This is a genomic window from Hafnia psychrotolerans (assembly GCF_014639435.1).
Lineage (GTDB): Bacteria > Pseudomonadota > Gammaproteobacteria > Enterobacterales > Enterobacteriaceae > Ewingella > Ewingella psychrotolerans.
The window spans coordinates 281173-293691 of sequence record NZ_BMFZ01000001.1 but is presented as its reverse complement, the minus strand read 5'-3'; the positions used below and the strand labels follow the sequence as shown (position 1 = coordinate 293691).

Sequence of the window (12519 nt, the reverse complement as noted above, 5' to 3'; positions counted from 1 at the left end):
CGTTCAGTTGAACGATTAGTACAAAGAGTGTTTGTTGTTGTCGATGTAAGTTTTGTCGAGACGACCAAACATCTTGTAATACGCCCAACTAGTATAAATAAGGATGATCGGCACGAAGATACAAGCCACAACGGTCATCACTTTCAACGTCAACAGGCTGGAGGTTGCATCCCACATCGTCAGACTCGCATCAGGCGTAGTGCTTGATGGCATAACGAATGGGAACATAGTGATACCGGCCGTCAGGATCACGCAGGCAATAGTCAGTGAAGATGACACAAATGCCAGCGCCCCTTTATTGATACGTGAGAACAGGATAGTCAGCAGTGGCAAAATCACACCCAACGCTGGAATAGCCCATAAGACTGGCATCTTATTGAAGTTAATCAGCCATGCACCGGCCACATGAGATACCGTTTTGCGCAGTGGATCTGACGGGCCTGCATGGTCCATAACAGAAGTCACTGTGAAACCATCAATCCCTTTCACTAACCAGATACCTGCCAGCAGGAAGCACACCATCATCACCAGCGCAGAAATCTGGGATGCCGCGCGGCTACGCAAGTGCAACTCACCCACGGTACGCATTTGCAAATAGGCTGCACCCTGCGTAATCAGCATAGTCAGGCTAACCAACCCAGCCAGAAGACCAAAAGGGTTCAGCAGTTGCAGTAGGTTACCGGTGTAGAACAAACGCTGATCCATATCAATATGGAACGGAACGCCTAGCAACAGGTTACCGAATGCGACACCGAACACCAGTGCAGGAACGAAGCTACCAATAAAGATGGCCCAATCCCACATACCACGCCAGCGAGGGCTTTCCAGTTTTGAACGGTAGTCAAATCCTAGCGGACGGAAGAACAAGGCGCATAGCACCAAGATCATCGCGCCATAGAAACCGGAGAAGGCAGCAGCATAGACCTGAGGCCAAGCGGCGAACAACGCGCCACCGGCAGTAATAAGCCATACCTGGTTACCGTCCCAGTGTGGTGCAATGGCGTTGATCATTACACGTCGGTCAGTATCGGTTTTCCCGATAATCCTCACCAAAATGCCCACGCCCATATCAAAACCATCGGTGACCGCGAAGCCGATAAACAGCACGCCAATCAACGCCCACCAGATGAACCGTAGCGACTCATAATCAAACATAATTGGACTCCCTTTTACCGAGTTTGCTCAAGTGGCGCTGGAGTTTGCTCAAAATGATAGCGGCCAGTTTTCAGGCTGCTTGGGCCCAGGCGTGCATATTTGAACATCAGGAACATCTCAGCGATCAGGAACAGGGTGTACAAGCCGCAGATCAGAATCATCGACGTCAGAACATCAGTCACAGTCAGTGAGGAGTGTGCTATAGCCGTTGGTAACACTTCACCAATCGCCCAAGGCTGACGACCGTACTCTGCCACAAACCAGCCTGCTTCAACTGCAATCCACGGCAATGGCAGAGCGAGGAACACCGCACGGTGCAACCAGCGTGTCTCACCGATCTTGCCACGAACAACCGCCAAGAAGGAGAGACCTATCAGCAACAGCATCAAGATGCCGCAAGCAACCATGATACGAAATGCAAAGTAGAGTGGCAGAACGCGAGGTATAGAATCTTTGGTCGCTTTCTGAATCTGTGCTTCCGTCGCATCAGCAACATTATCGGTGTAGCGTTTCAGCAGCATACCGTAGCCCAGATCCTGCTTGGTGCTTTCGAAATCGCTGTGAACTTTCGGATCAGTGTTACCTGAACGCAATTCTTCCAACAAGGTGTAAGCTTTCATCCCGTTGCGAATACGCACTTCATGCTGTGCCATCAGGTCTTTCAGACCCGTGACTGGCGTATCAATAGAACGGGTGGCAATCAGACCAAGAAGGTACGGAATTTGAATGGAGTATTCATTTTCCATTTTATCCTGATTTGGCATACCGAACAGCGTAAAGCTGGCAGGTGCAGGTTGCGTATCCCATTCTGCTTCGATAGCGGCCAGTTTAGTTTTCTGTACGTCACCCATTTCGTAACCGGATTCATCACCCAATACGATAACGGACAATACAGCAGCCAGACCGAAGCTCGCTGCGATTGCGAATGAGCGTTTGGCAAACCCAACGTCACGGCCTTTGAGCAGATAATAAGAGCTGATAGCCAGAATAAACATTGCACCGGTAACATAACCTGCCGCCACGGTGTGAACGAATTTAACCTGCGCAACCGGGTTCAGGACCAGCTCAGAGAAGCTGACCATTTCCATACGCATGGTTTCGTAGTTGAAGTTTGAGGCGATCGGGTTTTGCATCCAGCCGTTGGCGACCAGGATCCAAAGAGCAGATAAGTTAGAACCGAGGGCAACAAACCAAGTCACCGTCATGTGTTGAACTTTCGTTAAACGATCCCAACCGAAGAAGAATAAACCGACTAAGGTAGATTCGAGGAAGAACGCCATCAAACCTTCGATGGCCAACGGAGCCCCAAAGATATCACCGACGTAATGTGAGAAATATGACCAGTTAGTCCCGAATTGGAATTCCATGGTCAAACCCGTGGCCACACCTAAAGCGAAGTTAATTGCAAATAACTTGCCCCAGAATTTGGTCATATCTTTATAGATTTGTTTGCCGGAAAGCACATACACCGTTTCCATAATTGCCAACAAAAACGCCATACCAAGCGTTAATGGGACGAATAGGAAATGGTACATGGCTGTTAAAGCAAACTGCAAACGCGACAGTTCAACGATATCAAACATCTTGACCCCTAGTTCCTCGGAGGAAGACTCCAACGTGCAACGCTCTGACGAACCGATTGACGGAACGCCTCATAACTTCCACTTTTAAAACCTGTCTTAAGACGCTTTTCACTAACAATGATTTTCACCATCAATAAGATCAAATACGCCAGATACCCAACCTCACTTCGCGCGGACAAAGCAAAACTGCAAGGCGAGCCGCAGCGAACGGGAGTAAGGAGTGGGGAAAATTAACAATCTCAAACCTATTTTTGGATACTCATGTTACAGATGCATGATGTTACGCCACTAATCCCATACAATAAATAGGTTTTTACGTGACCTAAATCTAATTTCCATCTACAGGTCAATTATTAGCCCAAACACTCTCACTCCATAGAATTGATCTACAGCAATTTAAGCCTATCTCGCTGTTTATTTCTATATTGTTCTCGCAGTTTCTAAAAAAAACCTGAAATATTGTTAATTATTGGTTTAATAAGGTTTTATTGAAAGCTTGGCTGTTAATTTATTGTGAAATTAAAGTAAAGGCACCACTAACCTCAATGGATAATACGCATTATTAATGCTTTCATTTTCTTTTTTACATTTAATGCGTTGTTAATAACTCTCATTAAAATGATGCATTGTTAAATATTATAGCAGTAATAAAAAAGGCCACCCTCAGGTGACCTTTGATGATAAATAAGAACAATATGTTTATTTATTTGGCAAAACTGCTCTCACCGCATCGCCAATATCAGCCAGGCTGCGAACGGTCTTCACGCCAGCCGCTTCCAACGCAGTAAACTTGTCCTCTGCGGTGCCTTTGCCTCCAGCAATGATGGCGCCAGCGTGGCCCATACGTTTGCCTTTAGGGGCGGTGACACCCGCGATGTAACCGACAACAGGCTTCGTCACGTGAGCTTTAATGTAAGCTGCCGCTTCTTCTTCTGCGTTACCCCCGATCTCACCGATCATCACGATCACTTCGGTTTGTGGATCTTCCTGGAACAGCTTCAGAATATCGATAAAATTAGAGCCTGGGATTGGGTCACCACCGATGCCTACACAGCTTGACTGGCCAAAGCCATTGTCCGTGGTCTGCTTAACCGCTTCATAAGTCAGAGTACCTGAACGGGAAACGATACCCACTTTGCCCGGCTTGTGAATGTGGCCCGGCATAATACCAATTTTGCACTCGCCTGGAGTAATAACGCCCGGACAGTTTGGCCCAATCATGACCACATCGCTCTGCTCAAGCTTCATTTTCACTGCCAGCATATCCAGCGTCGGGATGCCTTCAGTGATACAGATGATAAGCTTAATACCGGCGTCGATGGCTTCCAAAATCGAATCTTTACAGAAAGGTGCCGGAACATAAATCACCGATGCAGTAGCCGCTGTGGTTTCTACCGCTTCACGCACGGTGTTGAAAACAGGCAGGCCAAGATGCTGTGTGCCGCCTTTGCCCGGCGTAACACCACCGACCATTTGCGTGCCGTAAGCGATCGCTTGCTCAGAGTGGAAAGTCCCCTGGCTACCGGTAAAACCCTGACAAATCACTTTGGTATCTTTGTTGATTAAAATCGACATTATTTCCCCTCCACTGCCGCGACGACTTGTTGAGCCGCATTAGTCAGGCTGGTCGCTGCAATGATATTCAAACCGCTGTCTGCCAGTTTCTTAGCACCCAGCTCGGCATTGTTACCTTCAAGTCGCACCACCACAGGTACGCTGACACCCACTTCTGCCACTGCGCCGATAATACCGTCGGCAATCAGGTCGCAGCGAACAATACCGCCGAAGATGTTGACGAAGACCGCTTTCACTTTTTCGTCAGACAGAATGATTTTGAATGCTTCAGTAACGCGCTCTTTGGTTGCACCACCACCGACGTCAAGGAAGTTAGCCGGTTCACCACCGTGCAGCTTCACAATGTCCATGGTGCCCATGGCCAGGCCGGCACCGTTTACCATGCAACCGATGTTGCCATCAAGCGCCACATAGTTCAGTTCCCACTGGGCTGCCTGAGATTCACGGGCATCTTCCTGGCTGTGGTCACGCATTTCACGCAGTTCTGGCTGGCGGAACAAGGCGTTGCCATCGGCACCCAGTTTGCCATCAAGACAAATCAGGTCCCCAGCCGTCGTAACGACCAGCGGGTTGATTTCGATCATCGCCAGGTCGCGCTCGAGGAAAATAGCGGCCAGGCCCATGAAGATCTTAGTGAACTGCTGAACCTGTTTACCCGTCAGACCCAGCTTAAACGCCAGTTCGCGGCCCTGATAAGGCTGCGGACCTGTCAGAGGATCCAGCGCCATTTTGTGGATCAGGTGTGGGGTTTCTTCTGCAACGGTCTCGATTTCCACGCCGCCTTCGGTAGACGCCATGAACACCACACGACGTGAGCTGCGATCAATCACGGCACCGAGATAAAGTTCTTTGTCGATGTCAGTCGCTGCTTCAACCAAGATCTGGTTTACCGGCTGACCCTGCGCGTCTGTCTGGTAAGTCACCAGACGCTTGCCCAACCAGTTTTCAGCAAAAGTACGGATCTCTTCTTTGCTTTTAACCACTTTCACGCCGCCCGCTTTACCACGGCCACCGGCATGAACCTGACATTTCACTACCCACGGGCCGGATCCGATTTTAGACGCGGCTTCTTCCGCTTCCCGCGGTGTGGAACAGGCAAAGCCGGTTGGTGCTGGCAGGCCGTAACGCAGGAAAAGCTGTTTCGCCTGATACTCGTGTAAATTCATGATGTTCTATCCATTCTTAGTAGTAAGGCTTATCAGGACACGGCGAACCGTGTCTCAGATTTTAATGATCTCTTTTGCTTCTCTCTGCAGGGACTAGACGTCCAGCAGCAGACGAGCCGGATCTTCCAGCATTTCTTTGATGGTCACCAGGAAGCCCACTGACTCACGTCCGTCAACCAGACGGTGGTCATATGAAAGCGCCAGATACATCATCGGCAGGATCACAACCTGTCCGTTCACTGCCATCGGACGATCTTTGATGGCATGCATACCAAGGATCGCACTCTGTGGTGGGTTGATGATTGGAGTCGACATCAGCGAGCCAAAAACGCCGCCGTTGGTCACAGTGAAGTTACCGCCGGTCAGTTCTTCAACTTTCAGCTTACCGTCGCGGCCTTTCAGAGCCAGCTCTTTGATATTCTTCTCAATGTCGGCCATGCCTAACGTATCCACATCACGCAGAACCGGCGTAACCAGACCGCGTGGAGTCGAAACCGCAATGCTGACATCAAAGTAGTTGTGGTATACCACGTCTTCGCCATCGATAGAGGCATTCACTTCAGGGAAGCGTTTCAACGCTTCGACCACGGCTTTCAGATAGAAAGACATAAAGCCCAGACGGATGCCGTGACGCTTCTCGAATGCCTCGCCGTACTGCTTGCGCATATCCATGATTGGCTTCATGTTGATTTCGTTAAACGTCGTCAACATGGCAGTACTGTTTTTTGCCTCCAGCAGACGCTCAGCCACGCGTTTGCGCAGACGGGTCATAGGAACACGTTTTTCACTGCGTGCACCAATAGCCGGAGCCGGAGCAGCAGAAGCGGCTGCTTTATCCGTTGCTGCATTAGCCGCAGGCTTGGCATCTTTCGCCGAGTTAGCCAGATGCGCTTCGATATCTTCACGGGTCAGACGACCGCCGACACCGCTGCCTTTAATGGCATTGGCATCGAGAGAATGTTCAGCGATCAGGCGGCGGATAGCCGGGCTGAGTGCGTCACTGCTCTCCTCTTCCAGTGCCGCAGTGTGGCGTTGGGAAGGGGTAGACTCTTTAGCGGAATTTTTTTCCTGACTCGTCTTTCCGGTACTGTTGCCCGGACGCAGACGTGCCAAGATCTGGCGGGAAATAACAGTCGCGCCTTCGTCTTCCAGAATGCTCTCCAGAATACCCGCTTCGCTTGCCGGCACTTCCAACACGACTTTGTCTGTTTCGATCTCAACCAGCACTTCATCGCGCTCTACACTGTCGCCCGGCTTTTTGTGCCAGGTGGCAACCGTCGCATCCGCAACGGATTCAGGAAGGTCTGGGACCAAAATATCTACGCTACTCATTCTCAATCCTTCTTAAAATCGTTAATTAACGTTTAACGCATCATTAACCAGATCTTGCTGCTGCTTCTGGTGAACAGACATATAGCCTACTGCCGGAGAGGCAGACGCCGGACGTCCTGCGTAACGTAAAGAAGCCCCGAAAGGAATCACTTCACGGAAATTGTGTTGGCTACAGTACCAGGCACCCTGGTTCAGCGGCTCTTCCTGACACCAGACGAAATCATGGACGTGAGAGAATTTCTCAAGCACTTCCTGAATAGCCTTATGCGGGAACGGATACAGTTGTTCGATACGTACAATGGCCACATCGGTTTGTTCGTTTTTGCGACGTTGCTCTAGCAGATCATAATAGACCTTGCCTGAACACATCACGACCCGCTTGACCTGTTTTGGATCCATCGTGTCGATTTCGCCAATCGCAGGCAGGAAGCTTCCGTTGGCCAACTCATCCAGCGTAGAAACCGCCAAAGGATGACGTAAAAGAGACTTCGGTGACATGACGATCAGTGGACGACGCATTCCGCGCAGCGCCTGACGACGTATCATGTGGTAAACCTGCGCCGGAGTAGACGGGATACAAACCTGCATGTTTTGCTCAGCGCAAAGTTGCAGATAACGCTCCAGGCGTGCAGAGGAGTGCTCTGGACCCTGTCCTTCGTAACCATGCGGTAGCAGCATCACCAGGCCACACATGCGACCCCATTTCTGCTCGCCGGAACTGATGAACTGATCGATAACCACCTGAGCGCCGTTGGCAAAGTCACCAAATTGCGCTTCCCAGATGGTTAGGGTGCGAGGTTCTGCAGTAGCGTAACCATATTCGAACGCCAGAACAGCCTCTTCGGACAACACCGAGTCCCAGACGTTAAACTCGCCCTGACTGTTATGAATGTTCGCTAACGGTACATAAACAGAACCGTTTTTCTGGTTATGGACCACGGCGTGGCGGTGGAAGAAAGTTCCGCGGCCGGTATCTTCACCCGACAGGCGGATAGGAATACCTTCATCAACCAGCGTGGCATAAGCCAGGTTCTCGGCACCGCCCCAGTCAAACTTCTTATTGCCTTCAGCCATTTCATTACGGTCACCATAAATTTTGGCAACGCGTGCCTGCATTTCGATGGCTTCCGGTACGTGGCTGACGCGATGGGCCAGTTCCTGCAAACGCTTCGGTTCGACTTTGCTCGGGTACTCTTCATCCCATTCGTGATTCAGATACGGCGACCAGGTGAAGGTATGCATGTCGTTCGCACGCCACTCATCCACCACGCAATCACCGGCGTCGAGAGCATCACGGTACAGATTGACCATTTCAGTGGCATCTTCAAGACTGGCGACGTTTTGCTCAGTCAGAATATCCGCGTAGATTTTACGCGGCGTTGGATGCTTTTTGATTTTATGGTACATCAGCGGCTGAGTTGCACTCGGCTCGTCGGCTTCGTTATGGCCATGACGGCGATAACACACCAGATCGATCATCACATCACGTTTGAAGGTATTGCGGAAATCCAGCGCCAGGCGCGTAACAAAAGCGACGGCTTCCGGGTCATCTGCATTGACGTGGAAAATCGGTGCCTGCACCATTTTGGCTATATCAGTACAGTACTCGGTGGAGCGGGCATCTTTCGGATTCGAGGTGGTAAAACCTACCTGGTTATTGATGACAATACGCACCGTACCGCCCACTTCATAACCCCGTGCAAGCGACATGTTCAGGGTTTCCTGAACCACGCCCTGCCCGGTAATAGCCGCATCACCGTGAATGGTAATAGGGAGAACCATATTACTGCGCGCTTCATCCAGACGATCGCGACGGGCACGCACAGAACCAATAACCACCGGGCTTACGATCTCAAGGTGCGACGGGTTAAACGCCAACGCCAGGTGAACCATACCGCCTTCAGTTTCCACATCAGACGAATAGCCCATGTGATATTTCACGTCACCGGTACCCAGATGTTCTTTATGCTTGCCGGAGAACTCATCGAACAAGTCCTGCGGTTTCTTGCCCAACACGTTGATCAGCACGTTCAAACGTCCGCGGTGCGCCATACCAAGCACCACTTCACGTGTACCGTTTTTACCGGCGTGACGGATCATGTCTTTGAGCATCGGCACCAGCGCATCACCACCTTCCAGTGAGAAACGTTTAGCACCAGGGAATTTTGCGCCAAGATAACGTTCCAAACCTTCTGCTGCAGTCAGTTCCTTCAGGAATGTTTTCTTCTCGACATCACTGAAGTTGGCACGGCCCGCGACAGACTCGATACGCTGCTGTATCCAGCGCTTTTCGTCGGTGTTGGTGATATGCATGTATTCCGCACCGATTGACCCGCAATAGGTTTGCTTCAGTGCTTTATACAGTTCGCCGAGCTGCATGGTCTCTTTGCCAATGGCAAAAGAACCTACATTGAAGGTTTCCTGGAAATCAGCGTCAGTAAGATTGTGGAAAGCCGGATCCAAATCAGCGACGACATCCTGTTTCCACAAACCGAGTGGGTCAAGGTTGGCATTCTGATGGCCACGAAAGCGGAAGGCGTTGATAAGTTGCAACACCTTAACTTGCTTGGCATCCGTTTGTGGATCGTTGATGGCGGAATTATACCGCGAAGTGTCTTTCGCCAGGCGACGGAAGTAGTCGCGTGTTTGAGAATGGAGTTGCTCTGGTTTAACCCCCACTGTCGGAAGCTGTTTAAAAATTGAACGCCAGCTATCGTCAACGGAACCAGGATCGGTTAAGTAGTCTTCATAGAGCTGTTCTATGTAAGACTGATTTGCACCCGCCAGATAGGAGGAATCCAGCCAGGCCTTCATTGCGCCGTTCTGCATCGTGATCCCTTAAGCTTTGAAGCTTTAGTTTTCGCCGTGGTTAATAATAATGACCGTGCTACACCGCAGTAAGACGGTTTCCATACAAAACAGTTCATTGGTCTGGAGCCTGCGGCCCGTACAAGGAACCTCCAAAAGCTAACTTTGATTCTTCACACTTCGAGCTGCTGCTGTGCTCATTAATCAGAATCACCTACACAATAAAGCTGTCTTTTGGCGCTGCCCTGCTGCATCTCACCTGATTATCACTTCCCTGGCTATTCTACTCTAATTGGGATCAACCTTGTTGCATCATGTTGCTGATATGTTACCAACAGCTCACTTAATTTTAGCGGGAACCCGAGTTCCCGCTATTCAGTATGCACTTATAAACTCAGGCACCACGCTGTAGCAGCATAGATTTGATATGACCGATAGCTTTGGTCGGGTTCAATCCTTTTGGACATACGCTGACACAGTTCATAATGCTATGGCACCGGAATACGCTGAAAGCATCGTCGAGATCGTCAAGTCGCGATTGCGTTTCCGTATCGCGGCTATCGATCAAGAAGCGGTATGCAGCCAGTAATCCCGCCGGACCCACAAACTTGTCAGGGTTCCACCAGAAGGACGGACAGGACGTTGAGCAACAGGCACAGAGAATACACTCGTACAATCCGTCCAGTTTTTCACGCTCTTCCGGCATCTGCAAGTGCTCCCGTGCCGGAGGATTTTTCCCATCATTCAATAAGTAAGGCTTAATCTTCTCATACTGCTTATAGAATTGCCCCATGTCTACGACCAGGTCACGAACCACCGGTAAACCAGGCAAAGGACGAATGACAATTTTCTTGCCTGACTTCTGCAAAACAGACACTGGCGTGATGCAAGCCAAGCCGTTCTTACCGTTCATGTTAACGCCATCTGAACCGCAAACACCTTCACGACAGGAACGACGGAAAGAGAGGGTCGGATCCTGTTCTTTCAACTGGATTAAAGCATCCAGCACCATCATGTCACGCCCTTCTTCCGCTTCCAGCACGTAATCTTTCATGTACGGTGCGTCGTCAATATCCGGGTTATAGCGATAAATCGAAAATTCGAGTCTCATAATTTGTCCCAGCTCATGCCCTAGTAAGTACGCGCTTTCGGCGGGAAGGCCGCACGAAGTTTAGGCTGCATGTTCACCTCACGGCGGGTCATGCTTTCGGTTTCCGGCTGATAGAGCGTATGGCAAAGCCAGTTGGCATCATCACGGTCAGGGAAGTCGAAGCGGCTGTGTGCCCCACGGCTTTCGGTGCGGTAATTGGCAGAAACAGCGGTTGAGAAGGCGGTTTCCATCAAGTTATCCAGCTCCAGACACTCAACACGCTGGGTATTGAACTCCGTGGAGGTATCATCCAGACGGGCAAATTTCAAACGCTCGCGGATCACCTTCAGCTGTTCCAGACCTTCGGCCATCGCATCACCTTCACGGAACACCGAGAAGTTATGCTGCATACAGGTTTGCAGATCTTTACGGATAGCCACCGGATCTTCACCCGAGCGGGTATTGTTCCAGCGATTCATACGTTCAAGCGATGCATCGATATCATCCTTCGACGCATCCCGGCTTGCGCCCTGCTCGTTGATCGACTCTTGCAGATGCAGACCGGCTGCGCGCCCAAACACCACCAGATCCAACAGCGAGTTACCGCCAAGACGATTGGCACCGTGAACCGATACGCAGGCAATTTCGCCCACCGCAAACAGACCCGGGATCACCACATCTTCACCTTTCTCGTTCACACGCAGTGCCTGACCAGTCACTTTGGTGGGTATACCGCCCATCATGTAGTGGCAAGTTGGCAAAACCGGGATCGGCTCTTTAATCGGGTCAACGTGAGCAAAGGTACGGGACAACTCAAGGATGCCCGGCAGGCGGGATTCCAGAACGTCACGTCCCAGATGGTCGAGTTTCAATTTAACGTGCGGGCCCCACGGACCTTCACAGCCGCGTCCCTCACGGATTTCGATCATGATGGAACGTGCCACCACGTCACGACCCGCAAGGTCTTTCGCATTCGGCGCATAACGCTCCATAAAGCGTTCACCCTCTTTGTTCAGCAGATAACCGCCCTCACCACGGCAGCCTTCTGTCACCAGAACGCCAGCGCCAGCGATACCGGTTGGGTGGAACTGCCACATTTCCATATCCTGAACCGGCACGCCGGCACGCAACGCCATGCCGACACCATCGCCAGTATTGATGTGTGCGTTAGTGGTGGACTGATAAATGCGGCCAGCACCGCCGGTGGCTAGCACGGTCGCTTTGGCTTTGAAATAGACAACTTCACCGGTTTCGATACAGATGGCGGTACAACCCACAATCGCACCGTCCTGATTTTTCACCAGATCCAGCGAATACCATTCGGAAAAAATAGTGGTGCCTTTTTTCAGGTTCTGCTGATAAAGAGTGTGCAACAGCGCGTGACCGGTCCGGTCTGCCGCTGCCGCTGTGCGTGCCGCTTGCTCGCCGCCAAAATTCTTAGACTGGCCACCAAACGGACGTTGATAAATTGTTCCGTCATCAAGACGGGAGAACGGTAACCCCATATGCTCAAGCTCAAGAATCGCTTCAGGGCCCGTTTTACACATATATTCGATCGCATCTTGATCACCGATGTAGTCGGAACCTTTGACGGTATCGTACATATGCCATTGCCAATCATCCTCATGGGTATTGCCCAGCGCCACGGTGATACCACCTTGTGCTGATACCGTATGGGAACGGGTTGGGAAAACTTTCGAAATCAAGGCACAGCTCTGCCCCGTTTCTGAAATCTGTAATGCAGCACGCATACCGGCGCCACCCGCACCAATAACGACAGCATCAAACTCTCTGACTGGCAGATTCATTG

8 protein-coding genes are annotated in these 12519 nt (G+C 50.8%); all 8 read right to left on the bottom strand.

What is annotated here, in order from left to right; all coding sequences use genetic code 11:
- Window positions 1-15: 15 nt before the first annotated feature.
- Window positions 16-1155, bottom strand: a complete 1140-nt coding sequence (gene cydB, locus IEV89_RS01315) for a cytochrome d ubiquinol oxidase subunit II (RefSeq protein WP_188469643.1) — start codon at window positions 1153-1155, stop codon at window positions 16-18.
- Between the two features lie 14 nt (window positions 1156-1169).
- Window positions 1170-2738 (bottom strand): cytochrome ubiquinol oxidase subunit I, encoded by a 1569-nt coding sequence (gene cydA / locus IEV89_RS01310; RefSeq protein WP_188469641.1) that lies wholly within the window; start codon window positions 2736-2738, stop codon window positions 1170-1172.
- Window positions 2739-3437: 699 nt separating this feature from the next.
- A complete protein-coding gene (gene sucD / locus IEV89_RS01305; RefSeq protein ID WP_188469639.1) occupies window positions 3438-4313 on the bottom strand; it encodes a succinate--CoA ligase subunit alpha in 876 nt (291 codons plus the stop codon).
- Window positions 4313-5479, bottom strand: a complete 1167-nt coding sequence (gene sucC, locus IEV89_RS01300) for an ADP-forming succinate--CoA ligase subunit beta (RefSeq protein WP_188469637.1) — start codon at window positions 5477-5479, stop codon at window positions 4313-4315. Before sucC ends, sucD begins: the two co-directional genes overlap by 1 nt.
- 93 nt (window positions 5480-5572) lie before the next feature.
- On the bottom strand, window positions 5573-6811 hold the full coding sequence (gene odhB, locus IEV89_RS01295; protein ID WP_188469635.1) for a 2-oxoglutarate dehydrogenase complex dihydrolipoyllysine-residue succinyltransferase: 1239 nt from the start codon (window positions 6809-6811) through the stop codon (window positions 5573-5575).
- 21 nt (window positions 6812-6832) lie between these two features.
- Complete coding sequence (gene sucA, locus IEV89_RS01290) at window positions 6833-9640, bottom strand: 2-oxoglutarate dehydrogenase E1 component (RefSeq protein WP_188469633.1); 2808 nt, start codon at window positions 9638-9640, stop codon at window positions 6833-6835.
- Window positions 9641-10013: 373 nt separating this feature from the next.
- Complete coding sequence (locus IEV89_RS01285) at window positions 10014-10730, bottom strand: succinate dehydrogenase iron-sulfur subunit (RefSeq protein ID WP_188469631.1); 717 nt, start codon at window positions 10728-10730, stop codon at window positions 10014-10016.
- 20 nt (window positions 10731-10750) lie between these two features.
- Window positions 10751-12517: a succinate dehydrogenase flavoprotein subunit gene (gene sdhA / locus IEV89_RS01280; protein WP_188469629.1), complete on the bottom strand. Its 1767-nt coding sequence runs from the start codon at window positions 12515-12517 to the stop codon at window positions 10751-10753.
- Window positions 12518-12519 lie beyond the last annotated feature (2 nt).